Raw genomic sequence first — 24,072 nt, 5'->3', positions numbered from 1 at the left:
GACAATCCTGGCAGTCTTGTTGGCGAGAGCGACAGATACGACACGCGCCGCCTTCTTCTCGAGCAACTTTGCGGCCCATTGACGACTGGCGTTTTCCTTGCGTGCAAGACGGATCACCGCCGTGGCGCCCAGCACGAGCAGGCGTCTGAGATAGCTATCCCCCTGTTTGCTGATGCCAACCTGTCGTTCCTTGCCACCACTGCTGTGACTTTTGGGCGTCAGACCAAGCCACGCAGCGAATTGACGGCCTGACCGGAAAGTCGAGGCATCCGGAACGGCCGCGACGATCGCGCTGGCAGTGATCGGGCCGATACCGGGAATGCCAGCCAACCGACGGCTGACACTGCTTGCCCGATGTTCCGCGACGATCTGCTTCTCGATATCGTCGATGTGTTGCTCAAGAGCCCGCAGATGCGCGACAATTTCCTGAAACAGTTTCCGAGCGGGCTCGGGCAACATCTCCTGCTCCGCATGCAGCAATGTAATCATCTGGTTCAGGCCCGCGACGCCAGCTGCCGATATAATACCGAACTCGGCAAGGTGCCCCCGCAGGGCATTGACCTGCATGGTTCTTTGACGCACCAGCAAATCCCTCGTCTTGTGCTGAAGCAACGCTGCCTGCTGAGCCGGTGATTTGACTGGCACGAAGCGCATCGTCGGGCGGGTCACCGCCTCGCAGATCGCCTCGGCGTCAGCGGCATCAGTTTTACCCCGCTTGACATAGGGCTTCACATAGACCGGCGGCATCATCCTGACCGTATGTCCGAAAGCCGCAATCGAGCGCGCCCAGTAATGCGACGTGCCACACGCTTCCATACCGACCAGGCATGGCGGGAGTGTTTCAAAAAACCGGAGAACTTCACCGCGCCGTAAGCGACGGCGTACGAGAATGTTCCCAAGACTATCGATCCCATGCACCTGAAAAACATTCTTGGCCAGGTCGAGGCCAATCGTCGAAATCGTTCCCATAGGTGGCTCCATGCGTTGTAGACGGTGACGATTTCATCCTCGCACATTTCGTGCGGGGGCCGTCCACAACATCACCTCTGGCACCATGCGTGAAACAGGCACATATACATGACGTCCGAAGCATAGGGCTTTTCAATGCATGCGATATCACGGCATTTGTTATTTAATCTTATTATATATCCATGTGTTATGTAATGTAGGCCAACCAAGGGATTTTCAGGCCAGTCATAAATGCCCCGTATCCTGTTCCCATATATTGCCCAGCCACATCAGGAATTTCATTCACTTCCCATCGCTTTGGAAATGGCCCGGCTGTATCCGGAAATTAAGGTTCATATCGCCAGCCTGACGCCGGAACGCGATTCCCGCATCCGGAAACTATGCCGACTTTACCCGGAATCCCCGGTCAGTTTTGATATCCTGCACCTGCCTGCATGGCTCTGTAGTCACATAAGGCGCCACGGGCCGACTCCTCCAAGCAAAATAGCAGTGCTGTTTTTGAACAGGAATTATTTCAACAGGTTTCAGGCAGTCGTCGTTCCCGAGCGCACATCTCTCTACTTACGTAAAATGGGTGTTTTTCGTCCCCGCCTGATCTGGACCCGTCATGGCGCAGGTGACCGGGCGATCGGCTTTACCCATGACACGCGCCAGTTCGATTACATCCTGATGGCCGGACATAAAATAAAAGACCGCCTGAAGGATGCGGGCACCCTGCGTGATGGGCATTATATGACTGGTATATATGCAAAATTTGACATGGTCCGCCGACTGCATGCCAATAGCGCACCCCTGTTTTCCAATGCGCGGCCGACCATTCTCTACAATCCGCATTTCAGTGCCAGCCTGTCATCATGGCCCCGGTTTGGCATGGCTGTTCTGAAGTATTTTTCCCAACAGGAAAAATACAACCTGATCTTTGCCCCCCATTACCGGTTATTTGATACAGACCGCGCGAAAAGCCGCCGTATACTGGCACCTTATGCCGCATATCCGCATATGATCATTGACCCGGGCAGCGACCGGAGCGTGGATATGTCCTATACGCTGGCATCAGACCTGTATCTGGGTGATGTCAGTAGTCAGGTTGGAGAATTCCTTACAAAACCGCGCCCCTGCCTCTTCCTGAATGCGCACGGAATACAGTGGCGCGATAACCCGAATTATGTAAACTGGACACTGGGGCCGGTGACGGACAACGTAAGTGAACTGGACCATGCCCTTGACAGGGCATTCCTTACGCATGCAAATTTCCTTGATCGACAAAAAGAGTATATAAACGATACATTCGGGTTTGCGGCTCCGGAAGACACGGCGGCCAAAGGCGCGAAATCGATTATTGACTTTTTGAGGGTAATTGGTTGAACACCGCCCATTCGCCGTTTCAAGTTACGTCTGTGGAAGTCACATTACCGGAAATGATAAGCCTCCCGACCCCCTCCGATTCTGGTTTGCCTCGTCGTTACGGCGATTTTCCGACGTTCCCGGCGGCGCTGGATTATGCCGCCCGGGGCAAGAGCGGCTTCAACATCTACTCCGGCAAGGGCGTCCTGCTCGAAACGCTGCCTTACAGCACGTTGCGCGAACAGGCGATCGAAACGGCCAGACGCCTGCTGTCCCTTGGCCTGGAACCCGGTGACCGGGTTGCCATCGTGGCCGAGAGTGATGGCGATTTCGCCCGTATCTTCTTCGGTTGCCAGTATGCGGGCCTTGTTCCCGCCCCACTGCCACTGCCTGTCGCATTTGGCGGCCGCGAAGGATATGTAGGCACGCTGCGTGGCATGATCGAGGGCGCGGCGGCATCCGCCGTGGTAATCGCTTCCATCATCTCGTCGTGGACGGATGAAATCACGTCGGGGCTGGACCTCAAATTCTCGGGCACGCCCTCTGAACTGCTGGAAACACCGATTACGGTCGAGGCCCTGCCCTCCGTCCAGCCAGATGACCTGTCCTACCTGCAGTTTTCGTCTGGCAGCACACGTTTTCCCATGGGAATCGCGGTAACCCAGCGTTCCGGCATGGCAAATGCGCACGCCATTGCCCTGAATGGCCTGAAGGTCCGTGAAACGGGCGATCGCTGCGTGTCCTGGCTTCCGCTCTATCATGACATGGGGCTGGTCGGTTTCTTCCTGACCCCCATGACGTGCCAGTTGAGCGTGGACATGCTGCCCACCCGTGAATTCGCGCGGCGGCCCCATGTGTGGCTGGACCTGATCAGTCGCAACCGTGGCACGATTTCCTACAGCCCGTCCTTCGGTTATGAGTTGTGCGCCCGACGCGCCACCTCGATCGAGCTGGACCTGTCGTCATGGCGCGTGGCCGGTATCGGTGGCGACATGATCCGTTATCATATCCTTGAGGATTTCGCACAGCGTTTTGCCTCCGCAGGCTTTGACAGCGGCGCCTTTACCGCCAGCTACGGTATGGCCGAAGCGACACTGGCCATCAGCTTTGCGCCACTTGGCTCGGGCATCCGGACGGATACGATCGATTTGCGTGCACTTGAAACACGCGGCGAAGCCGTGCCGTCCAACGATCCCACCCGTGCGTTGCGCACGTTCGTCATCTGTGGAGAAGTCCTGCCGCACCACGAACTTGAAGTACGCGATCCGCAGGGGAACGTGCTGCGTGACCGTCAGGTCGGGGCCGTATTCGTGCGAGGTCCCAGCCTGATGCAGGGCTACTTCCGTCGGCCGCAGGAAACGGCGCGCGTTGTGGATGCCAATGGCTGGCTGAACACCGGCGATCTGGGGTACATGCTGGATGGACAGGTTGTCATAACCGGCCGCGCCAAGGACCTGATCATCATCAACGGTCGCAATATCTGGCCGCAGGATCTGGAATGGTCGGCCGAAACCGAAATCAGTAGCCTGCGCAGCCGCGATGTTGCCGTATTTTCGGTTGATGAGGATGAAGGCGAGAAGATCGTGGCACTTGTGCAGTGCCGCGCCTCCTCCCCAGAAGCACGTGAAACCCTGAAAACCGAAACGGCCAGCCTGTTCCGTCGACAGCACGGTGTGGATGTTTCCATCATCCTGGTGCCGCCCCATACCCTGCCCCAGACATCATCGGGCAAGCTGACACGCGCACGTGCGAAAGCCATGCTGCTGTCAGGTGCGTTTCAGCCGCTGGAAACATCATCTGTTTCCGTGGTCTGAGGAACCTGGGTCGCCCCTTTCGGGCCAGAATGTAAAGCAGGACTGGCCAAAAAACTGTTTTTCGATCATAAGACTTCCGATCAGGGGACCGATTGCAGTCCCCGCCCCGGTCGTTGATCGTGGGGCAGGCCATTCATGCTGATCCCCTGCCTGTAAGCAAGCAGGCGGGACATGCCATAAGGATGTAGGAATGAGTGAAACGGTAGCGAGCGTCTCCGCGCTGATCGTGAAGACGCTGCTGGCGAACCCCAAGGTTCCCCGTGATATCAATGGCAGCAGCAAGATCGTTGAAGATCTGGCCTTTGATTCACTGGCCGTCATGAATTTTGTCATGGAAATCGAGGATACGCTCGACGTTTCCGTGCCGCTTGACCGGCTGGCTGATATCCGCACCATTGATGATCTGGCCGCCTGCATCGTCTCCCTCAAGCAGGCATCCTGATACATCATGTCGATTTTCTCGAAATATGAAGGCCTTGCCTCTGCCCTGTCGGCTGTCACGGCCGGTGGGGGGCGCAACCCGTTCAACGTCGTCATCGAAAAGCCCATTTCCTCCACGGTCGGGCTGATCGAGGGACGTGAGACGCTTCTGTTCGGCACCAACAATTACCTTGGGTTGAGCCAGTCTCCCTCTGCTATCGAAGCGGCGGTTGAAGCCGCCAGGGCTTATGGTGTCGGCACGACCGGATCGCGTATCGCCAATGGTACGCAGGGCCTGCACCGCCAGCTGGAAGAACGGCTCTGCGCATTCTTCCGCCGTCGGCACGCCATGGTGTTCTCCACCGGGTATCAGGCCAATCTGGGCACGATTTCCGCTCTGGCGGGCAAGGATGACTACCTGCTGCTTGATGCGGACAGTCATGCCAGCATCTATGACGGCAGCCGCCTTGGCCATGCACAGGTCATCCGCTTCCGTCATAACGACGCCGATGACCTGCACAAACGCCTGCGCCGCCTTGATGGCACGCCCGGGGCGAAACTGGTCGTGGTTGAAGGCATCTATTCCATGATGGGCGACGTCGTGCCCATGGCGGAATTCGCGGCCGTCAAGCGGGAAACAGGCGCATGGCTGCTGGCGGATGAAGCGCATTCCGTTGGTGTAATGGGCGAACATGGCCGTGGCGTGGCGGAAGCTGATGGCGTGGAAGACGATGTCGATTTTGTTGTCGGCACCTTTTCCAAAAGCCTTGGCACGGTTGGCGGCTACTGTGTTTCCAATCATGACGGGCTGGACCTGATCCGGCTTTGCTCGCGCCCTTACATGTTTACTGCGTCCCTGCCCCCTGAAGTCATTGCTGCAACCATGGCAGCACTGACCGAACTGGAAAACAGGCCGGAACTGCGCGTGCGGTTGATGGACAATGCCCGCAGGCTACATGCCGGGCTGCAGGCCGCCGGCCTGCGTACCGGTCCGCAGGCCAGTCCTGTCGTATCCGTCATTCTGGATGATGTGGCGGTTGCCGTGGCATTCTGGAACCGGCTGCTGGACCTGGGGGTTTACGTCAACCTCAGCCTGCCGCCCGCAACGCCTGACCAGCACCCCCTGCTGCGTACCTCCGTCATGGCGACACATACGCCGGAGCAGATAGACAGGGCTGTAGAAATCTTCGCCGTTGTGGCGGGCGAGATGGGTATCAACCGCGCCGCCTGAAAAAACCTGCCTGCCGTAATTTCCACAGAAGATACGGCAGGCAGACCAGTGGATGCCGTTCCGAAAATGGCCCCAGCGGCAGTTCAATGCCGGAATGCCGCTTTATCTTCCATGCGATATAGCGTGCCCCACCTTCAAACGTGAAGGCGCCCTTGAGCAGGCGGCTGACATTCAGCACGCGCCCCAGTCGGCCACGCAGCCACCAGCCTTCGCGCATGTTCCGACGCAGTTCAGGTGTCAGCTGGGGCATCAGCTGATCTCCCTCATACCGGAACGGCAGGCCATCCGCGCGCCATACATCCGGTAGCAGGCTCCTGTATCGCCCTTCCTGTCCCTGCAGCAGGCTACGCGGCCTGCGACCGTTCTCGACACGCAGTTCCGCACCATAAGTATGGGCAAACAGGGCCAGCCAGTAGTCATCAGCCGTGCCCTGCGCCGGCCCCAGGGCTGCGGCCCAGCGACCTGCCTGCCCCACTGCACGGATAATGCAGGCCAGGATGGCATCAGCCGCCTCCGGCCCCCTGACCCATACCAGCCGCACGGGCTGACAGAAACGTGCCCAGACCGTGGTATCCAGCGTGGCGCGGCCCGTCATCCGCCGGAACTGCGCGATGGACAGGATGGCAACCTTGGCCCGGATGGTCCGTCCCTCGATGGGAATTTCATGATATTCCACATTAGGGGGCAGGATACGGTTGGCTTCGCGTGCCAGGTAGCCTGATGTCCAGTCGTCCAGACGCTCGACAATCACATAAAAATCCAGAATGCCCTCAGGATCGGGCACGCGCAGGGCGGAACCATAAAAAACCACACCCAGTGGCTGTGCCCCGCCCAGCAGGCGGGTGACAAACTGCGTGACGAAAGGGGCGACAGGCTGGACCAGATCATGCGCCAGCAGATGGGCGACCCGTCCGGCTGCGGCAGTACGGTCTGTGAGGCTGAACTGAGGCATGCTCGCCATTCCTTACGCGTGGATGAAATCTATCGGGGCGGTCGCCGACAGAATGATCCGACCGGTCGCACCGGGAGACATGACTTCCCCATCCAGCACGAAATCGGATTTCATCGTCATTTCGATACGGTCTTCGCACCCGCTGCAATAATCCGGGTTATTCTGCAGCCATGTCGGATGCCGTCCCCGCAACAGTGCCCATGCCGCGGCGGCAAGGCGGGAAGGCTGTCCTGCCACATGCAGGAAATTGATGACGTCATCACGCGCCCCACATGCTGTCCAGAACGGCCATATGCCATAGGGCAGGTGCTGGAGTGTCGTGGACAGGAAAAGGAAACAGTTGCCCTGCCGCTGGATGGTCTTGCCAGCATGCATGACCATCTGGTCACCGCGCATCCAGTCCTGCCGGGAACGCTTTGTCAGCAGATGCGCCACCGAAGACAGGAAGGAGACGATAACAGCCATTTCATGGGAATAATTATTCAGGATCGCAGGCTGATGAGCCAGTTCGATCCCCCGTGTAAATGCGGCCGCCCCATGGAACATGCCCACAACCGGTGGCGGTCCGTCGGGTTCGGGCCATTCCACCACCAGACCGCAGCGCCTGCGTACATTGCGCCGCAGCAGGCCTGACGCGTCAAGCCGCTGCAGATGTTCCAGCGCCCTGATGCCACGCAGTCCGAAGCCGACATCCCCCGCAATCAGGTTGGTATTGCCAGACGGCAGGATGGCAAGAGCAGGCAGCCTGTCGGGCGCATAGTGGCGGTGAATGGCGGTCAGCACGTCACTGACGGTGCCATCACCACCATCTATGACGATACAGTCCATGCCGCAGGATGCGAATTCCGCGATGTTGGCATCCAGACGGGAACGGTCAGCCGGATCAACGAAGTTTTCTCCCAGCAGGTTCCGGGCCGTCTGGGCGTATGCACTCCTGTCCCCCATGTTCCGCCGGCTGCGCGGGTTGTAAACAAGCGCAAAACGTCCGGTCACTGAATATTCCATCCCTGTCTGAAATTTGACTTACAGGCCATAAGCAACCATCTGCCTTCTATTGCAAGGCACGAAAAGATGGAGCGTCCTTCCGCGCGGGCAGGCATAACACATGTCCCAACCGTTCCCGGCGGGCATGAGGCAAGGAAATGAGGTCAGCTTGAACACCGTCACCATTGCGCATCTGTCTGACCCCCACCTGCCCACTGAAATGGCGCCGCCCCGCATTGGGGAACGCCTGAACAAGCGCATGTTCAGCTATTTTTCGTGGAAAGGCCGCCGCCGCTTCCTGCATCGCCCCGAAATTCTGGCCCATGTCATGGCCGACATCGCCGCCAACAGGGTCAACATGATTGCCGTCACCGGGGATCTGACCAACATGGGCCTGCCGGGGGAATGCCGACAGGCGATGCGCTGGCTGGAGCAGATGCCCGCACCCTGTACAGTCATACCGGGGAATCATGACACCCTTGTGCATGACAGATGGCATCAGACCGTAGGTCTGTGGCAGCCATGGATGGGGGCACTTCCCTTTCCCTTTATCCGCAGGGTGGGAAATGTGGCGCTGATTGGCGTCAGTTCAGCCGTGCCGACACCATGGTTCCGTGCAACCGGGACGGTTGGCGCACGACAGGCCGTACGCCTGCGTGACATACTGCGTGAAACCGCGCGTCAGGGACTGTGCCGCATTGTCATGATCCATCACCCACCTGTTCCGGATCTGGCCATACGTCGTAAGGCACTGACGGATATACAGGCTTTCGCCACCTGTATCGCACAGGACGGTGCGGAGATGATCCTGCACGGGCATATCCATACCTCGACCCTGTCCTCCCTCCCCGGCCCGCAGGGGCCGGTGCCGGTAATGGGGATCGCATCGGCTTCAGCACGATCGTGTGATCCGTTGCGCGCGGCGGGATGGAACCATATTGCGATCACCCCGCATGCCACCGGTTACAGGCTGGGTGTCACGCGTCATTTTTTCATGGAAGATGCAACGACAGGCACCAGTCAGGAAACTATTTTTGACCTTCCCTCTCCATCAGGGTGTTTTTCCGGTGTAAGCACGCCTGCATGAGTCGCATGTCCTTTTCGCACCGGATAATGAGAAAGCTCGCTCCCAGCACAATGGACCGCTACCTGCTGCGTCAGGTTGTGCCGCCATTTTCCATTGCGCTGGGTGTGGTCATGGCCGCCCTGCTGCTGGAGCGGCTGCTGGTGCTGTTCGACATGCTGGCTGCCAATGGCAGTTCGATGAAAACCTTTGTCGCGCTGCTCAGCGACCTTGTACCGCATTACCTGGGGCTGGCGTTGCCCGCAGCCATGTGCGTGAGTGTATTTTCCGTGATCCGGCGCATGAGCGCCAACCACGAAATCGACGCCCTGACCGCAAGCGGGGTCTCCATCTTCCGCATCTGCCAGCCCTTCGTCCTGACGGGCGCGGTATTCGGGCTGCTGGCCTTCTCGCTCTACGGGTTCATCCAGCCCTATGCACGTTATGATTACCGCTCGGCCTTCTATTTCGCCAGCCATGCAGGGTGGACACCCCATCTGCAATCAAAGATGTTCGCGATTTCGGACAATATCGTGCTTACGGCGGAAACGGTCGATCATGCCGGGTCCCGCCTGTGGCATGTCTTCATACGCGACCAGTCGGACAAGACCCATACACGCTATATTTCCGCCCAGAAGGGCTATCTCTATAACCCCGCCGATGGATCGCAGATACGCCTTGACCTGATAGATGGCACCATCGTGACGGACAGCGGTGACAAACAGCCTTCCGTTACGGGGTTCACCCGTACCACCCGCATGATCTCGAGCAATGGCAAGCTGGATAATGAAGCCTATAATGGTCGTGGCGAGACCGAACGCGAACTGACGGTCCCTGAACTGTATTACGGTATACGACATGGCAACCCGTCCATCAGCCACTCCTACATGATTGCCGAACTGCATTTCCGCCTGGCCCGTACGGCGGCCATTCCGTTCATCCCCATCCTGGCCTGCGCGCTGGCAGGCGTGCGCAAACGGCAGCGGGGCAATCCCGGCCTGGCCATCGCCGCGATCACGCTGGTCGGTTTTGACCATACGCTGCAGATGGGGATGAGCTTTGTCGCCAACATGCATATGTCTCCGCTGCTGGTCATCTGGCTGCCGACCGTCGCCTTTGCCATGATCTGTGTCGCCATGCTGATCCGTCAGGCAGGCGGGATCCGTATCCTCCTGACCCGTGGGCCGGCCCTTGCGCCACGCGAACTGTCAGCTGACGGCCTGCCCCGCCGTATCGTGGAAACCGGGACATGAAGCGGCGGTTATGCCTGGCCAGCGGTACGGTCCTGCTGGGCTATCTGTCGCGCGAGCTGCTGACCAAGGTCTTTACGACCACCATCATCGTGGTGGCCCTCATGGAAATCCTGGCGCTGCTGGAGCAGGTGACGGAAATCATGCACCGCAAGCTGGGCCTGACGGGGGTGCTGTACTACGCCGTGCTGCATCTGCCGCTGCTGCTCGGTAACGCCATGCCCATCGCGGTGCTGATCGGTACGCTGCTGACCCTGCTGCAACTGACCACATCAAACGAGATCTCGATAATGCGCGCAGCCGGGCTGTCAACGCCCGGGCTGATCAAACTGCTGCTGCCGACCACCGTGGCACTGGGCTTGCTGTGCGGCATCGTGGATGACCAGATCACCCCCCGTACCGAACAGGCACTGGCACAATGGTGGAACGCCACCACGCCTCATGCCGCGAAAAACAGGCATAACTACTGGATCCGTTCGGGTAACGACCTGATAAACATCATTTATCTGAGTGCTGGCGGCACGATGCTGAATACGGTGACCGTTTATCACCGCGACCAGCGAAGCCTGCTGCAGAAAGTCACGACACTGGCGGATGTCCATTACATCCATGGCCACTGGTATGGCACCCCGACACATGTACTCAGCGTCATAAGCCCCACACGCGTGGACCTGCTTGATACCCCGCCTGACCAGAGCATTCGGCTGGACTGGCCCGCATCACTGACGCCGGGATATATCATTCAGTTGACGGTCAGCTTTACACAGTCCATCAACACAATGCTGGATGAACAGCGCGGCGCGCTGCCTTCCAGCCAGTCTCCGTCCTTTTTCCTGACGGAAATACTGGGACGCATCATGTTACCCGTGACGTTCACGGTAATGCTGTTACTGGCCGTGCCGGTGGTCTATATCCCACCGCGGGCCGGAACGCGCAGCTGGCTGCCAATCTGGTGTCTGGGCGCGGGCCTGCTATTTATCGTATTCCAGGGGCTATTGCGCGCACTGGGAAATGCGGGAACATTGCCCTCGCTTATGGCGATATTCGTCGGGATCCTTATTTTCATCCTCGGCGTCATCACCGTGCTACTGAGGATCGAAGAGCGATGATTACGAATACCCTCAAAAACAGTTCCATCCGAACAGGCCGCAGCTTTGACCTGGGCAAGATGAACCTATCCCAGCTCTGGATTGCCTATCTGACCTATCCCACCATCCTGCTGTATTTCGCACTGGCATTGGTCAGTTACGCGCTGATGGTATATAATTTCGCTTCCCTCGCACCAGTGGCGATCAGCATCATATCCGTCATGCTGGTCTATCCGCTGGTATGGTACTGCATTCACCGTTTCATCCTGCATGGACGCTTTCTCTATCGCATGAAATGGACCGCCACGCTGTGGAAGCGCATCCATTTCGATCACCACCAGGATCCCCACCTGCTGGATGTGCTGTTCGGATCCCCGCTCAACACCATCCCGACCATTGCCATCGTCACCATTCCCATCGGTTACGCCATCGGCAACATAGCCGGCGCTGCGGCAGCTTTCGGTGCGGGTCTGACCATCACATGCATCTATGAATTCTTCCACTGCATCCAGCACCTGAACTACAAGCCGCGCATGGGCTGGATCCAGCGGATGAAACAGCGCCATGTGCTGCACCATTTCCATAACGAGAACGGTAATTACGGCATTACCAGCTTCGTGGCGGACCGCCTGTTCCGCAGCTATTACGTTGATGCCCGTGGCTGCCCGCGCAGCCCGACCGTGTTCAACCTTGGTTATGACGTGAACGAGGCCAAGCAGTACCCGTGGGTGATGGAGGAAACCGGTTCCCCCCCGCGTGACCGGCCCGATGGCGCGAACACCACCCGTAACGCGGCGTGACCGCACAGATGGGACTAAATGTTCTGATACTGGCGGGCAGCAGGCCGGGCCGTCCCGACCCGATGGCCCAGGCGGCGGGCATTTCGCACAAGGCCATCCTGCCGATATGCGGCGCCCCGATGATCAGCCGGGTCATCACGGCCCTGCAGGCGGTTGAAGGCATTGGCAAAATTGCCGTCTGTATCGAACAGCCCGATGTCCTTTCCGGCATCGTGCCCGACAATGTCACCTTCATTCCCCCTGCCGCCGGTCCCAGCGCCAGTGTCATGCGGGCGCTGGATACGCTGGGCACGCCCCTGCTGGTCACGACTGCCGATCATGCACTGCTGGAACCGGGCTGGATCCGTGACTTCGTACAGGGCGCGCGGAACAACGGATGTGATGTCGCGGCCGGTATCGCCATGGAGCCGGATATCCTGCGTGATGTGCCGGGTACCAAGCGCACCATGATCCGGCTGGCGGATGGTGCGTTTTCAGGCTGCAACATGTTCCTGTTCCGCACGCCCGCCGCCCGTGGCGTGATCCGGCTGTGGCAGAAACTGGAAGCCGACCGCAAGCACCCATTCAGGATGGCGCGCACACTTGGGCCGGGAGTCCTGCTGCGCTTTGTCCTGCGCCGCCTGACGCGCGCGGATGTCTGCCGCCGCATCGGGCAGTTGTCACATGCACGGGTAGCCCTGATTCCCCTGCCGAACGGACGCGCTGCAGTGGATGTAGACAAGCCTGCGGATCTTGAACTGGTGACCCGCCTGCTTTCCGCAACGCCTGCCACCTGATCGTCCTTATTCGCCCCATGCCCCGCCCGCCTGCACCGCAGATCCAGTCCGCAATCCGCACGGGTACAAGCCAGATGTGCAGGCTGCATGGCTGGACGGTGTTGCATGAATTCACCCTGCCGGGGCGCAGGCGCGCGGATATCATGGCGCTTACGCCCAGGGGCCATTTCATCTGTATCGAAATCAAGTCCGGCCTGCCCGATTTCCGTGCTGACCAGAAATGGCAGGATTACGTACCGTGGTGCGACCAGATGTATTTTGCCGTCAACCAGGATTTTCCACAGGCTGTCCTGCCAGATACCACGGGCCTGATCCTGGCCGCGACGGGTTATGGTGTGGAAGGGGGCGCAGCCTGTGTTGACTGCGCGATCCTGCGTCCATCCCCACATACCGCACTGGCCCCCGCGCGACGGCGGCAGCTTACACTCCAGTTTGCCATGCAGGCCGCAGAGCGGTTAGGCAGGATGGAAATGCCACAGGTGGAGCACGCGGTGAAAACGGCGCTCCGTGTGGAATGATATTTTCTGACCCTGAAAAAAGGTTACCCGATGACACAGGCCATTCTGACCCGTTTTGAAGCCGCCCGTTCGGTCGTACGTGATGCAGCGGCCCTTGCCATGAAAATGCGTCCTGCCCCCGGCGGCCCAAAGGGCACGCAGAAAAGCGCGCAGGACTGGCTGACGGAAACCGATGGCGCGGTGGAAGCCTTCATTTCCGAACGAATCGGCACGCTGTTCCCCGAGGATGGCTTTCAGGGCGAGGAAGAAGGTCGCACCCGCACCGGCACCCTGCGCTGGGTGGTGGACCCGATTGACGGCACGTCCAACTATGCCCGCGGTCGCAACCGCTGGTGCATCTCGCTTGGGCTGTTGGATGGCGACACACCAGTTGCCGGTATTATCGAAGCGCCCGCACTGGGTGAAACCTATACGGCGGTACGTGGGCACGGGGCGTTCCTCAATGGTCAGCGCATCCATGCATCCCCCGTTACCGATACCGCGTCTTCCCTGATCGAGATGGGATGGAGCAACCGCGTGCCTGCCGGCGTATTCCAGCAGAAGATCGATGCGATCCTGAACCTTGGCGCCATGCCGCGTTCCGGTGGTTCGGGTGCCATTGCGCTTGCGGAAGTCGCCTGTGGCCGTCAGGACGGTTATCTGGAAATCTGCATCAACCTGTGGGATGTGGCCGCGGCCCTTGTCCTGCTGGATGAAGCCGGGGCGCGGGTGTCTCCCTTCCTGCGCGATGGTGGCCTGACCGGTGGCATCCACATCCTTGCTACAGCTCCGGGCATTGCCGATGCGCTGTCCGACGCGGTGGGCGTCTCCCTTAAATAACCGCAATATATGGCTGTATCGTGCCACACGGTCTTGCCTTATGGACCATGATTCAGCCATGAAAACGGACCACTCCAAGGCACGGGCCGTTTTGGTGGATCTGCCGTTACGAATCGGAAAGGGAGCATGGGTTTGCACAAGTTTCATCTCATCAGGACATCATTCGCCACCCTGGCCCTGATGATGCCGCTACATGCCGCCATGGCTGCCAGCATGGAAGAAGAACAGAGCCTGGTGGACCGCGCCACCCTGACCGTTCGTGACATGTTTTCCACCGCAACTGCAGGCAGCAAGGTGACCCGTTACCTGGCCGAAGCGCGTGGGGTCATTGTCTGTCCGTCCGTCTTTCGCATGTCGATCGCCTTCGGCGGCGGCGGCGGTGGCTGCGTGTTCCTGACACGGGATGCCCATGGGTCATGGTCCGACCCTGCGTTCTACCGCATGTCCTCGGCCAATTTCGGTCTCCAGCTTGGCATGCAGGATGTCGAGGTCATGCTGTTTGTCATGACCGACGATGGCGTGCAGTCCCTGCTGGACAGCCAGATGAAGCTGAGTGCGGATGTCGGCACGTCCTTTGCGTCCTCCGGGTCGGGACTGGAAACCGGCACGGCGGGTGAGCACAACACGTCTATCCGGGGCGTGCAGAAATCCAAGGGACTGTTTGCCGGTGCGGCCCTTGGCGGCTCCAAGATGCGGGTAAACAGTGCCGCCAACCGTGCCTATTACAACCAGATCGTGGGACCGGAAGACATTGTGGTTTCCATGCGGGTCAACAATTCAGGCGCAGACCCGCTCCGCTCCGCCCTGAGCGAGGTCCTGACCGCAGCGCAGGCCCGCCCGGACAAGAACGGCAAAACCGGCACCACAAATACGGATACCACCACAACGCAGCAGCCGATGGCAACGGCCCCATCCGGATCGGTCAGCAGCCAGAGCCTGCCGCCACAGTAATCACCCCACCAGACATCACCGCTTTCCTCTATTTGGGGGAAGCGGCCTGTGCATGCTTCCCTGCGCGGAACGCGGACACGTTGCGGTTATGATCCCCCAGGGTCGTCGCAAAATCATGGCCGCCATGCCCGTTCGCCACAAAATACAGCTGGTCACCCCGTGCCGGATGGGCGGCAGCCTCCAGTGCCGCGGCTCCCGGTGAACAGATCGGTCCCGGCGGAAGACCCGCTATCACATACGTATTATAGGCCGTAGGCTGCATGAGGTCGGCATGGGACAGGGCATGGCCCAGTGGCCCAGCGCCCTGATTCAATCCATAGACCACAGTCGGGTCGGACTGTAGCCGCATACCCTGTTGCAGGCGGTTGAGAAACACACGCGCCACCATGGGGCGTTCAGCCGGGTTGCCCGTCTCACGCTCGATCATGGATGCCAGAACCAGCAGATCATGACGGTTCATGATGGTGGGATCCACTTCCCGCCCTTCCCATGCCTGATCCAGCGCACGGTCCATGGCACGTTGCATGCGGGCCAGCATCTGCGCGCGCGGCATACCCCATTCATAATCATAGGTCAGCGGCATGACCGCCCCTTCGGCGGGGAACGGAAAGCTGCCATCCATATACGGCGCATGTTCAAGCAGATTTGCAATCTGGATGGCGGACAGACCTTCGGGCACCGTCAGTTTATGCACTACTGGTTTGCCATGCCGCAGAACGAACAGCACCTGCTGTATGGATGCATGCGCCGGAAAAACCAGCTCGGCAGCATGAAATGCCCCATCCACACGGGTCAGGGCGGTTGCAGCTTCAAACACCTTCCGGGTCAGCAGATCAGGGTCAAGGACGCCTGCCTGCTGCAATGTCAGCAGCACCTGTTCCGCGCCACCATGCGGAATCACGACCGTGCGCTGTTCGGTCAGGGGACCGGGGGCTTCGTAATGCCGACCGCCGACGAACGCGATGCCCAGGGCAGACAGGACCAGCACCAGAAATAACAGTCCAAGTGCAGCCAGAACCCTGCGCACGCCTTCTCCTTACCCGGTTTCTGAAATGGAAAGGGCGCCCGCAGGCGCCCCGGTCTTACACGCCGCGCAGGATCACGCTGGCATTGGTCCCGCCAAACCCGAAACTGTTGGACAGGATCGTATCAATCTTGCGCTCCTGTGCCGTGTGCGCGATCCGGTCGATCACGCTTTCACGCGACGGGTTGTCCAGATTGAGCGTGGGCGGTGCCACGTTATCGCGAATGGCAAGGATGGAATAGATCGCTTCCACCGCACCCGCCGCACCCAGCAGGTGTCCCGTGGCGGACTTGGTCGATGACATGGCCAGATTACGCGCATCATCACCGAACAGGCGTTCAACTGCATCCAGTTCCAGATCATCCGCCATGGTGGATGTGCCGTGGGCGTTGACATACTGGATGTCAGCAGGGGTCAGACCCGCGCTACGCATGGCGTTCTGCATGGCGCGGAATGCACCTTCGTGCCCGGCGGCGGGCGCCGTGATGTGATGTGCATCGCCCGACATGCCGTAGCCAATAACTTCAGCATAGATCCTGGCGCCACGGGCCTTGGCATGTTCATATTCTTCCAGCACCACGATCCCGGCGCCTTCACCCATCACGAAGCCGTCACGGTCACGGTCCCACGGACGGGATGCCTTTTCCGGTTCGTCGTTGAAATGGGTAGACAGGGCCTTGGCGGAACAGAAACCCGCGATGCCCAGCGGGCATACGGCGGCTTCAGCCCCACCGGCGACCATGACATCAGCATCACCCAGCATGATCATGCGGGCCGCGTCGCCAATGGCATGCACACCCGTAGCGCAGGCCGTAACCACCGAATGGTTCGGCCCCTTGAATCCGTATTTGATGGAGACATGCCCCGAGACCAGATTGATCAGGGCAGACGGGATGAAGAAGGGCGACAGGCGGCGTGCCCGTCCTTCCTTCACCGTCACCGATGCCTCGTAAATGGTCTGGAGGCCACCGATACCCGCACCAATCATGACACCGGTGCGGCAGCGGTCTTCTTCCGATTCCGGCTTCCAGCCCGAATCCTCGACCGCCTCGGTCGCCGCCACAAGACCAAGATGGATAAAGCGATCCATCTTTTTCTGGTCCTTGACGGGTATCCAGTCCGAAAGGGTCAGGCCGCCACTTTCCGTTGGCCCTGCGGGCACTTCACCCGCAACCTGTGCCGGCAGGTCGGACGCGTCGAACGAAGAAATGCGGCCAAAGCCGTTTTCCCCGGCCACGAGACGTGACCAGTTACGCTCCACACCCAGTCCCAGAGGGCTGACAATGCCCATACCGGTTACGACAACGCGCCGCTGTCCAGACGTTAATCCGGTAGACTGCATCAACCCGTCCTGCTCCTGAAAGTAACGATACCTGACTGAATTCGTGTAAATATGATCGGAAACAGACCGATCAGGCAGCTTTCTGCTTTTCGATGTAGTCGATCGCGTCCTTCACGGTCGTGATCTTCTCGGCTGCGTCTTCGGGGATCTCGACGCTGAAAGCTTCCTCGAACGCCATGACCAGTTCCACCGTGTCCAGGCTGTCGGCGCCCAGATCATCAATGAAAGAGGCGTCGGGAGTGACCTTGCTTTCGTCCACACCAAGGTGCTCGACTACGATCTTCTTAACCTTATCGGCGATTTCGCTCATCTGTCTCTGCTTCCTGTCTGCCCCTGAAAGAAACGGGCGGTTCGAAACGTGTTCGTCCTGTAACGTCCCTGCAAACCAGTGTTTCACACCAGCCCGCTTCGGACGAAGCTGCGGGCGATTAGCACGGTTTTGATGCGATCGCCAAGGCGGCGAATGCATTTCCTGTCTGCTCGCCCCGCAATTAAGGGGACAGCGCGGCCGTCAGGACTATCTTTTTTGTCACTTCCGGCCTGCTGTCCAGCAAAATATCACATCTGTCAGACCATCGCCATGCCGCCATTGACATGGATCGTAGCCCCGGTGACCCACCCGGCCTCATCAGAAGCAAGGTAAACCACGGCCGGGGCGATGTCCGCCGCCTGCCCCATGCGGCCAAGGGGAATGGATCCCACCAGCTTTTCCTTCTGTGCATCCGGCAGCACATCGGTCATGGCGGTCTGGACAAAACCCGGGGCCACGGTGTTGACGGTCACGCCACGGCTACCGGCTTCCTGCGCCAGCGACTTGCCCATGCCGATCACCCCGGCCTTGGCGGCGGCGTAATTGGCCTGCCCCGCATTGCCTGTCACCCCCACAACGGAGGCGATGTTGACAATCCGTCCCGCCCTGCGGCGCAGCATGCCCTTCAGGGCGGCGCGACACAGGCGGAAGGGGGCGGCCAGATCAACGTCCAGCACGCGGCTCCAGTCCTCGTCCTTCATCCGAATCGCAAGCGTGTCACGCGTCAGCCCGGCATTGTTGACCAGTATGGCCAGCGGGGCACCTGCCTTTTCCTCGGCGCTGGCGACCAGCGCGTCGGCTGCAGCCGCATCCGACAGGTCGGCGGGACAGACATGCAGCCGGTCCGCGCCACCTTCCGCGCCGATGGACGCCGCCACGTCCTCCAGCACCGCCTGCCGGGTACCCGACAGCACCACGACCGCACCCTGCGCATGCAGCGCACGCGCGATCTCGCGCCCGATTCCACCTGATGCCCCGGTAACCAGAGCAACCTTTCCGTCCAGCCTGAACATGACCTGTCCGTTCCCTTCGGTATCCATCAATTCAACATGATCCCACGACTGAAGTCGTGGGACAGATGCCTGTTTCAGCGCGCGGCCAGGCAGGCCTCGATATCGGCCGGGGTCCCGACCGAACGGGTGGCCACATCGCCATTGATCCGCTTAACCAGCCCGGCCAGCACCTTGCCCGAACCGATTTCCACAAAACTGTCGACCCCCATGGCCACCATGGCGTCAACGCTTTCACGCCAGCGCACCGTGCCGGTCACCTGACGCACCAGCAGGTCGCGGATCGTGGCCGGGTCGGTGACCTTGGCCGCCGTCACATTGGCCACCACGGGCACGACCGGGGCCTTGATGTCCGTGTCAGCAAGGGCCACACGCATTTCCTGGGCGGCAGGAGCCATCATCGAGCAATGGAACGGGGCAGAAACCGGCAGCCTAAGCGCCCGCTTGACGCCCTGCGCCCTGGCCAGGGCGATGACACGGTCAATGGCCGCCGTCTCGCCCGCCACGACCACCTGGCCGCCGCCATTGTCGTTAGCGACTTCAAGCACCTGCATGTGGGCCTTGCCCGCGTCGTCGGTAAAGGTCGCGGCTTCCGCGCACAGGCTGGCGGCGCGATCCATGTCCATGCCCACGCCAATCAGGGCGGCCATGCCTCCCTCGCCCGGCGGCACGGCCTTCTGCATGGCGTTGCCGCGCAGGCGCAGCAGGCGGGCCGTCTGGGCGATCCCCAGCGCGCCTGCTGCCGCAAGGGCTGAATATTCACCCAGCGAATGTCCGGCCACCAGCGCCACGTCACGCTTCAGGTCCACGCCCCCATCACGTTCAAGTACCCGCAGCACCGCCAGCGAGACCGCCATCAGCGCGGGCTGGGCATTGTCGGTACGGGTCAGATCCTCCATCGGCCCTTCGAACATGAGCTTCGAGAGGTGCTGGCCCAGGGCATCATCCACTTCCTGGAACACTTCCCGCGCAGGGGCGAATGCCTCGGCCAGATCGCGTCCCATTCCAACAGACTGACTTCCCTGACCGGGGAAAACAAAAGCTTGCACAGGCATGACTTCCATCCACACTCATATTGTTTTTCGGTTCCACCGCGTGATGGGGGTTGCGACAGGCAGTGTCAATCACCATCCCGCCCTGCGCGCAGGCGGTACCATGCCAGCAGCAGCCCATCCCACGGCAGCGCCGCCCCTTCGCGCAGGCGCCAGAACCAGCGTCGTCCCAACCGCTGCGCGGCAGGCGCATCTGGCGGGGGCACGCGCACCACCTGCCACCCCATCATCCGCATGAGCAGCAGGCAACGCGGCAGGTGATAGGCGCTGCTGGCCACGCCAACCGGCCCCACATATCCCCGTCGCCGCAATAGTCTTGTGCACCGGATGACGGAGGCCAGCGTATCGGGGGCCGCATCCTCCATCATGATGGCATCCGACGGGACGCCCCTGCCGCGCAGCATACCGGCCATGACGGCCGCCTCCCGCCGCCCAGAGGGAAGCGAGGGGCCTCCGGTGGGCACATACACCACCTTGCCCCATTGCCCGCCAAAGGCATGGGCCGCCGCCACGCGCAGCCGCAGCGTACGCGTGGGCATGCCGTCAGGTTTCAGTTTCGCGCCGAATATGACGACCGGCAGGCCGTCGTCCCCCCACGCCTGTCCCGCCATGGTCAGTGCGGCGCGCGCAGCAGCACCCGGTTCAGCGATTCCAGCGTGGTGAAGACCTGCTCCCAGACCTTTGCGAACCGACCGGCGGACAGGCCACGCGTTTCCATGATCGCGGCGATCTCCCCCACCGTGCGCTCCCCATCGATCAGGGGCAGGATGCCGCGCGTCTGCGGCGGCACGGCGATGGCGACCTGCAACGTGCCAAAGGCGAAAGGCAGCCGGTCATCGCCACCAATCATGCGGGCCAGTTCGATACCGGGGATTTCCCGCATGATGGGCACGGCATCCGCCGCCATGGGATCTGCGCGGACTACGGGCTCGCTGATCCGGCGCACATAGGCGACATGGGTGGCCATGTTGCCTGCCACGTCCTCCGCCACCGCCTGTCGGGCACGTTCGGGCAGGGCCGCAATCCGTTCGCGCAGGCGCGGGTCGGGCAGCAGCAGGGCGGGGTCGTAACGGGCCGGTTCCATCAGGCACGCAGTCGCCAGCCCCGCGCGGTCCAGCAGGCCGTGGAAGGCAGTGATGTCATACGCCCGGTCACGCGGGTTGAGCAGCAGGTCATACAGCCCTGCATCCCCACCGGTCAGGTGATCGCCAAAATTGCCGTTCTGCCGCAGCCACGCTGTGGCCGGCAGATGCCGCATGACACGACGCGCCACGTCCAGCCGCTGCTTCGGCGCATCCGCCACCGGGGCCAGACGCTCCAGCGCGTCCTGCAGCATGTACACGCCCGTGCGCCCGTAAGGCGCATAGACCATGAGGCCCATTCCCCCACCGGGGGCCAGCACGCCCTCCAGTGCCGCAAGCCCGGCATCGGGGTCTGGCAGATGGTGCAGCACGCCACAGCAGTCGATATAGTCGAACGGTCCGGAAGCTACCGCAGCAAGGTCGGTCAGGTCACCACGCACGAAGCGCATGTTTTCCAGCCCCCGCACCTGTGCCCGCGCCCGCGCCGTTTCCAGCGCCACGGGGGAGCGGTCGAGGCAAAGCACTTCCCCTGCCCGTCCCGCGCGCGCCATGTGGGTGGCCAGCATGACCGCGCCATCGCCCGTGCCGCATCCGGCCACCAGTACCCGCAACGGCAGTGATTGCGGCCGGGTGGCCCCGAAGACCCAGTAATCGATTTCACGCAGGTGACTGGGGCTGCCGATCAGCAGGCGGCTCTTTTCCTCACGCGGGTCGCGGGCGGGATAGGGATACTGCTCGTACTGGGCCTGTAGCCCGGCGTCACGCGCATCATGGGCGGGTGGGGCATCGGTTTCATGCTGGCTCATGATATGGGCCTCAGCGCGGCAGCAGCTTGCCGCGCTGCCAGGCCTCGGCGGCTTCGTCAGCACTCATGCCATCAAAACGCATGGCGTGGTCCAGCGCGCTGACCACCTTGTTGCCCAGCGTCAGTTCATCCAGCTCATCCAGCAGATCCTGATCCATGTCGGCCCGCACGGCGGAGCGTAGCAGGATACGCGCGTCCTGTTCGGCCCCGTACGCGCCCTTCGGGTCATCCAACTGCACCAGCCGCTGCCCGTAATGCAGGAAGGAGGGCTGCCATGTCGGGATAATTTCGGGCAGGCCACCGGCGAGGATATGAGCCGCGTGGTCGTACGCTTCCGCATCGGGGCGGCTGGCGATGGTGTATCCCGCTTCCGTCAGGTTGTAGGCCGCGACAACCTGACGCACGCGGTCCAGGATGGAGTCCGGGGTCACGATCTCACGACCGATGGGGCAGCCCTCACCCGCCAGCTGGGCCACCGACGTGATTCCGGTCGCCGCCGCTTCGGGCACGCACCAGCCAAAGGCAGGGCGGTACAGCTGGCCAAATGCTTCCATGCCCAGGTCGGGGGCAAGGAAGGCGGCATCAACATCAGGCAGCCATGCGGACACGAACAGGTCCACATCGCCACGGCGCATGTGTTCCACCATTTCGGCGCGGGCGGCCACGACGTATTCGATTTCAAGTTCATAGGCTTCAAGCACGCGCGCCACGGCTGCCGCTGATGCCTGCTGCAGGGTATTGTCCAGATGACCCAGGGTCACGGTTGTCATGTAATCTCACTCCTTGATGGATGGGGCCGACCCGTCAGCCCTGCTGCTGGGGCACACGCAGGCGGCCGGTCTGGACCGGGACCTTGCGCTGGGGATGCGTGGAAGGAACGGCATAATCGAACACGAGGGTGCTGATGATGAAGGGGGCCGCGAATTTCTTGAAGGCTTCATGCGCGGGATCGAAATAGGCCGGATCGGTCACGACCGGACGGCCAACGTAGTAATTGCGATCCCCTTCGGAATTGAACGTGACGATAAAGGCCTGCTGCAATCCCTCATCCTGCCCTTCCCCGCTCATCTGCGCACCTGTCTCGATGGAGGCGACGACAGGGCTGCCATCGCTGCGCCGGGAAATCTGGCGCAGCGCCATGAAGCGACGAACGACCTCCGCGCGCTGGGCGTCGGTAATGACCGGCAGAAAGCGGAACATGACGATATGCCGCACCGTGCCCGGATGGAAACCGGGGGATGTAAAGGTCACCAGTCCCACCTGGGACGCGATCAGCCGTTCGGCATGGGCGGCGTCGCTGATCTGGGCTTCGGGCGGGGTATCCGTCCCTGCCGTGTCGGGGGCCGCTGGCGCATCCGCCCGCGCCGTGCCCGCCAGCACAAGGCAGCCTGCCGCCACAACGGCAAGATACCGCATCTTCATGTCCCGAACCTTCATTATGTCTGTCTTCATTCCTGTCTGTGGGTGGACGGCGGTCAGGCCGCCGCCATGACGCGCGCGAATTGGCGCTGGCGCATCATGAGGAGGTGGTACACCCCCCTGGCAATCAGCGCATGCAGCCGTCCGTGCGGCGTCCACCCGATTGTCTTGAGGATCATGCCCGTCACCCGCACGGCATGCCGGGGCTGGTAAAAGCGCAGCGCGCGCGACATGTAGGCCGCGATGCAGCGTTTGTGGTCATAGGGCACGGTACTGGGTTCATTGGTGGTGTGGAAGGCGGAAGCCAGCTCATCATCCTCGCTTTCCGTCACCCGGCCCAGGGCAATGCGCGTGCGCTGCCATACCCCAAGGTGCTCGCGCCGCAGGTAGCGCCGCATGTGGTCATAGAACAGCTTGAAATGACGGTATTCATCCGCCGCGATCTGCCGGCATATCGCCTTGAGCACGGGTTCGTCCGTGGCGTCGGCCAGTGCGGTGTAGAATGAGGAGGTACCCGTTTCCACCATGCAGCGCGCGATCAGTTCCCCCGTGCGCGACCCACGGATGGAAGCATCCACATCCAGATCCAGCCGGTAGGACTGCCGATACCGGTCAAACGCCGCCATGTAGTCCCATGACGGGTCTGCCAGCATGGCCCACCGGCCCAGGGCATCGCCATGCTGCACCTCTTCCTGTGCCCAGTTATCCGCCGCCTGGCTGAAATCAGGATCATCGGCGAATACATTCTTCAGATAACAGGCATAATCCAGGCCATTCCGTTCAACGACCGAAGCGGCCTTGACCAATGGGACAATGTCAGGGTCCACACGTCGCGGATCGAAACGGTCCCAGTCCATCTGTTCAATGCGCCAGTGTTTCATCGCTACCTGTTCTTCTGCATTTTCTCCATGACGGCGCGCCGCGCGTGCCATTGCTGGAGACGACATGACACATGTTTCATGTTTACGCCAATCCCGCATCCATCCCACCCCTGTCATTCCGGGGCCATATCGTGCTAGGGGCGTAGCCCGACACCGCCAATAAGAACG

25 protein-coding genes (1 of these 25 running past the window's edge) are annotated in these 24,072 nt (G+C 60.9%); 12 read left to right on the top strand and 13 right to left on the bottom strand.

The window, feature by feature from the left end; translation table 11 throughout:
- Positions 1–969 carry the 5' portion of an IS110 family transposase gene (locus tag ACE2AA_RS00290; RefSeq protein ID WP_395370563.1) on the bottom strand. The gene continues 48 nt to the left of window position 1, outside the view, so only the first 969 of its 1,017 coding nucleotides appear in the window; its start codon is at positions 967–969; its stop codon lies off the left edge, out of view.
- 231 nt (positions 970–1,200) lie between these two features.
- Here ACE2AA_RS00290 and ACE2AA_RS00285 point away from each other — a divergent pair, with 231 nt between their 5' ends.
- From ACE2AA_RS00285 to spt, 4 genes are all read left to right on the top strand, one after another.
- Entirely contained in the window at positions 1,201–2,334 is a 1,134-nt protein-coding gene (locus ACE2AA_RS00285) for a sensor domain-containing protein (RefSeq protein ID WP_141259390.1), read from the top strand.
- A 53-nt stretch (positions 2,335–2,387) separates the two neighbouring features.
- A complete protein-coding gene (locus ACE2AA_RS00280; protein ID WP_193557597.1) occupies positions 2,388–4,127 on the top strand; it encodes a fatty acyl-AMP ligase in 1,740 nt (579 codons plus the stop codon).
- A 190-nt stretch (positions 4,128–4,317) separates the two neighbouring features.
- Complete coding sequence (locus ACE2AA_RS00275) at positions 4,318–4,569, top strand: acyl carrier protein (protein ID WP_007400085.1); 252 nt, start codon at positions 4,318–4,320, stop codon at positions 4,567–4,569.
- A 6-nt stretch (positions 4,570–4,575) separates the two neighbouring features.
- The gene (gene spt / locus ACE2AA_RS00270) at positions 4,576–5,778 is read left to right on the top strand and encodes a serine palmitoyltransferase (RefSeq protein ID WP_141259388.1); all 1,203 of its coding nucleotides are present in this window, start codon (positions 4,576–4,578) and stop codon (positions 5,776–5,778) included.
- Here spt and ACE2AA_RS00265 read toward each other — a convergent pair.
- Both ACE2AA_RS00265 and ACE2AA_RS00260 read right to left on the bottom strand, forming a co-directional pair.
- The gene (locus tag ACE2AA_RS00265) at positions 5,762–6,730 is read right to left on the bottom strand and encodes a hypothetical protein (RefSeq protein ID WP_141298670.1); all 969 of its coding nucleotides are present in this window, start codon (positions 6,728–6,730) and stop codon (positions 5,762–5,764) included. The genes spt and ACE2AA_RS00265 overlap by 17 nt on opposite strands.
- Positions 6,731–6,742: 12 nt before the next feature.
- Positions 6,743–7,723, bottom strand: a complete 981-nt coding sequence (locus tag ACE2AA_RS00260) for a diacylglycerol kinase family protein (RefSeq protein WP_141259386.1) — start codon at positions 7,721–7,723, stop codon at positions 6,743–6,745.
- Between the two features lie 160 nt (positions 7,724–7,883).
- On the opposite strand from ACE2AA_RS00260, the gene ACE2AA_RS00255 reads away from it, so the two are divergent.
- The 8 genes from ACE2AA_RS00255 to ACE2AA_RS00220 all read left to right on the top strand — a co-directional run bounded on the left by ACE2AA_RS00255 (position 7,884) and on the right by ACE2AA_RS00220 (position 14,979).
- On the top strand, positions 7,884–8,801 hold the full coding sequence (locus ACE2AA_RS00255; RefSeq protein ID WP_395370559.1) for a metallophosphoesterase family protein: 918 nt from the start codon (positions 7,884–7,886) through the stop codon (positions 8,799–8,801).
- 50 nt (positions 8,802–8,851) lie between these two features.
- On the top strand, positions 8,852–10,030 hold the full coding sequence (locus tag ACE2AA_RS00250) for an LptF/LptG family permease (RefSeq protein WP_141298685.1): 1,179 nt from the start codon (positions 8,852–8,854) through the stop codon (positions 10,028–10,030).
- On the top strand, positions 10,027–11,136 hold the full coding sequence (locus ACE2AA_RS00245; RefSeq protein ID WP_141259384.1) for an LptF/LptG family permease: 1,110 nt from the start codon (positions 10,027–10,029) through the stop codon (positions 11,134–11,136). The genes ACE2AA_RS00250 and ACE2AA_RS00245 overlap by 4 nt, the downstream gene beginning before the upstream one ends.
- The gene (locus ACE2AA_RS00240) at positions 11,133–11,915 is read left to right on the top strand and encodes a sterol desaturase family protein (protein ID WP_141259383.1); all 783 of its coding nucleotides are present in this window, start codon (positions 11,133–11,135) and stop codon (positions 11,913–11,915) included. Before ACE2AA_RS00245 ends, ACE2AA_RS00240 begins: the two co-directional genes overlap by 4 nt.
- An 8-nt stretch (positions 11,916–11,923) precedes the next feature.
- Positions 11,924–12,691, top strand: coding sequence for a nucleotidyltransferase family protein (locus tag ACE2AA_RS00235; RefSeq protein WP_395370557.1), 768 nt, complete (start codon positions 11,924–11,926; stop codon positions 12,689–12,691).
- Between the two features lie 17 nt (positions 12,692–12,708).
- Complete coding sequence (locus tag ACE2AA_RS00230) at positions 12,709–13,209, top strand: MmcB family DNA repair protein (protein ID WP_395370556.1); 501 nt, start codon at positions 12,709–12,711, stop codon at positions 13,207–13,209.
- Between the two features lie 30 nt (positions 13,210–13,239).
- Entirely contained in the window at positions 13,240–14,028 is a 789-nt protein-coding gene (locus ACE2AA_RS00225) for an inositol monophosphatase family protein (protein ID WP_141259380.1), read from the top strand.
- 126 nt (positions 14,029–14,154) lie between these two features.
- Positions 14,155–14,979, top strand: coding sequence for a lipid-binding SYLF domain-containing protein (locus ACE2AA_RS00220; RefSeq protein WP_193557596.1), 825 nt, complete (start codon positions 14,155–14,157; stop codon positions 14,977–14,979).
- Positions 14,980–15,007: 28 nt separating this feature from the next.
- On the opposite strand, the gene mltG is transcribed toward ACE2AA_RS00220, so the two are convergent.
- The 10 genes from mltG to ACE2AA_RS00170 all read right to left on the bottom strand — a co-directional run bounded on the left by mltG (position 15,008) and on the right by ACE2AA_RS00170 (position 23,904).
- The gene (gene mltG / locus ACE2AA_RS00215) at positions 15,008–16,006 is read right to left on the bottom strand and encodes an endolytic transglycosylase MltG (protein WP_141259379.1); all 999 of its coding nucleotides are present in this window, start codon (positions 16,004–16,006) and stop codon (positions 15,008–15,010) included.
- Between the two features lie 55 nt (positions 16,007–16,061).
- A complete protein-coding gene (fabF, locus tag ACE2AA_RS00210; protein WP_141259378.1) occupies positions 16,062–17,345 on the bottom strand; it encodes a beta-ketoacyl-ACP synthase II in 1,284 nt (427 codons plus the stop codon).
- A 70-nt stretch (positions 17,346–17,415) separates the two neighbouring features.
- Positions 17,416–17,655 (bottom strand): acyl carrier protein, encoded by a 240-nt coding sequence (locus tag ACE2AA_RS00205; protein ID WP_003618476.1) that lies wholly within the window; start codon positions 17,653–17,655, stop codon positions 17,416–17,418.
- A 257-nt stretch (positions 17,656–17,912) separates the two neighbouring features.
- Positions 17,913–18,668, bottom strand: coding sequence for a 3-oxoacyl-[acyl-carrier-protein] reductase (fabG, locus tag ACE2AA_RS00200; protein WP_395372243.1), 756 nt, complete (start codon positions 18,666–18,668; stop codon positions 17,913–17,915).
- A gap of 74 nt (positions 18,669–18,742) precedes the next feature.
- Complete coding sequence (gene fabD / locus ACE2AA_RS00195) at positions 18,743–19,720, bottom strand: ACP S-malonyltransferase (RefSeq protein WP_141259377.1); 978 nt, start codon at positions 19,718–19,720, stop codon at positions 18,743–18,745.
- Positions 19,721–19,785: 65 nt separating this feature from the next.
- Entirely contained in the window at positions 19,786–20,328 is a 543-nt protein-coding gene (locus ACE2AA_RS00190) for a YdcF family protein (RefSeq protein ID WP_395370554.1), read from the bottom strand.
- A gap of 2 nt (positions 20,329–20,330) precedes the next feature.
- Positions 20,331–21,605 (bottom strand): class I SAM-dependent methyltransferase, encoded by a 1,275-nt coding sequence (locus ACE2AA_RS00185; RefSeq protein WP_395370552.1) that lies wholly within the window; start codon positions 21,603–21,605, stop codon positions 20,331–20,333.
- A 10-nt stretch (positions 21,606–21,615) separates the two neighbouring features.
- Positions 21,616–22,374: a glycine betaine ABC transporter substrate-binding protein gene (locus ACE2AA_RS00180; RefSeq protein WP_395370550.1), complete on the bottom strand. Its 759-nt coding sequence runs from the start codon at positions 22,372–22,374 to the stop codon at positions 21,616–21,618.
- A 34-nt stretch (positions 22,375–22,408) separates the two neighbouring features.
- A complete protein-coding gene (locus tag ACE2AA_RS00175) occupies positions 22,409–23,026 on the bottom strand; it encodes a Dabb family protein (protein ID WP_141259373.1) in 618 nt (205 codons plus the stop codon).
- 53 nt (positions 23,027–23,079) lie between these two features.
- Positions 23,080–23,904: an acyl-ACP desaturase gene (locus ACE2AA_RS00170; protein WP_141298683.1), complete on the bottom strand. Its 825-nt coding sequence runs from the start codon at positions 23,902–23,904 to the stop codon at positions 23,080–23,082.
- Positions 23,905–24,072: the final 168 nt, after the last annotated feature.

The organism is Komagataeibacter diospyri (genome assembly GCF_043995075.1).
Taxonomy (GTDB): Bacteria; Pseudomonadota; Alphaproteobacteria; order Acetobacterales; family Acetobacteraceae; genus Komagataeibacter; species Komagataeibacter diospyri.
The sequence above is the reverse complement of the archived record's forward strand: the minus strand, read 5'-3'. Positions and strand labels throughout refer to the sequence as shown.

What these genes read in the sequence shown, in the direction of transcription:
- ACE2AA_RS00235 (WP_395370557.1), top strand. Translation starts at nt 11,924, where the DNA reads ATGGGACTAAATGTTCTGATACTGGCGGGCAGCAGGCCGGGCCGTCCC.
- ACE2AA_RS00190 (WP_395370554.1), bottom strand. Translation starts at nt 20,328, where the DNA reads ATGGCGGGACAGGCGTGGGGGGACGACGGCCTGCCGGTCGTCATATTC.
- ACE2AA_RS00170 (WP_141298683.1), bottom strand. Translation starts at nt 23,904, where the DNA reads ATGAAACACTGGCGCATTGAACAGATGGACTGGGACCGTTTCGATCCG.
- fabD (WP_141259377.1), bottom strand. Translation starts at nt 19,720, where the DNA reads ATGCCTGTGCAAGCTTTTGTTTTCCCCGGTCAGGGAAGTCAGTCTGTT.
- ACE2AA_RS00180 (WP_395370550.1), bottom strand. Translation starts at nt 22,374, where the DNA reads ATGACAACCGTGACCCTGGGTCATCTGGACAATACCCTGCAGCAGGCA.
- ACE2AA_RS00185 (WP_395370552.1), bottom strand. Translation starts at nt 21,605, where the DNA reads ATGAGCCAGCATGAAACCGATGCCCCACCCGCCCATGATGCGCGTGAC.
- ACE2AA_RS00285 (WP_141259390.1), top strand. Translation starts at nt 1,201, where the DNA reads ATGCCCCGTATCCTGTTCCCATATATTGCCCAGCCACATCAGGAATTT.
- ACE2AA_RS00220 (WP_193557596.1), top strand. Translation starts at nt 14,155, where the DNA reads ATGGGTTTGCACAAGTTTCATCTCATCAGGACATCATTCGCCACCCTG.
- ACE2AA_RS00250 (WP_141298685.1), top strand. Translation starts at nt 8,852, where the DNA reads ATGGACCGCTACCTGCTGCGTCAGGTTGTGCCGCCATTTTCCATTGCG.
- ACE2AA_RS00280 (WP_193557597.1), top strand. Translation starts at nt 2,388, where the DNA reads ATGATAAGCCTCCCGACCCCCTCCGATTCTGGTTTGCCTCGTCGTTAC.
- ACE2AA_RS00240 (WP_141259383.1), top strand. Translation starts at nt 11,133, where the DNA reads ATGATTACGAATACCCTCAAAAACAGTTCCATCCGAACAGGCCGCAGC.
- ACE2AA_RS00205 (WP_003618476.1), bottom strand. Translation starts at nt 17,655, where the DNA reads ATGAGCGAAATCGCCGATAAGGTTAAGAAGATCGTAGTCGAGCACCTT.
- fabF (WP_141259378.1), bottom strand. Translation starts at nt 17,345, where the DNA reads ATGCAGTCTACCGGATTAACGTCTGGACAGCGGCGCGTTGTCGTAACC.
- ACE2AA_RS00225 (WP_141259380.1), top strand. Translation starts at nt 13,240, where the DNA reads ATGACACAGGCCATTCTGACCCGTTTTGAAGCCGCCCGTTCGGTCGTA.
- spt (WP_141259388.1), top strand. Translation starts at nt 4,576, where the DNA reads ATGTCGATTTTCTCGAAATATGAAGGCCTTGCCTCTGCCCTGTCGGCT.
- ACE2AA_RS00230 (WP_395370556.1), top strand. Translation starts at nt 12,709, where the DNA reads ATGCCCCGCCCGCCTGCACCGCAGATCCAGTCCGCAATCCGCACGGGT.
- ACE2AA_RS00245 (WP_141259384.1), top strand. Translation starts at nt 10,027, where the DNA reads ATGAAGCGGCGGTTATGCCTGGCCAGCGGTACGGTCCTGCTGGGCTAT.
- fabG (WP_395372243.1), bottom strand. Translation starts at nt 18,668, where the DNA reads ATGTTCAGGCTGGACGGAAAGGTTGCTCTGGTTACCGGGGCATCAGGT.
- ACE2AA_RS00265 (WP_141298670.1), bottom strand. Translation starts at nt 6,730, where the DNA reads ATGCCTCAGTTCAGCCTCACAGACCGTACTGCCGCAGCCGGACGGGTC.
- ACE2AA_RS00275 (WP_007400085.1), top strand. Translation starts at nt 4,318, where the DNA reads ATGAGTGAAACGGTAGCGAGCGTCTCCGCGCTGATCGTGAAGACGCTG.
- ACE2AA_RS00175 (WP_141259373.1), bottom strand. Translation starts at nt 23,026, where the DNA reads ATGAAGATGCGGTATCTTGCCGTTGTGGCGGCAGGCTGCCTTGTGCTG.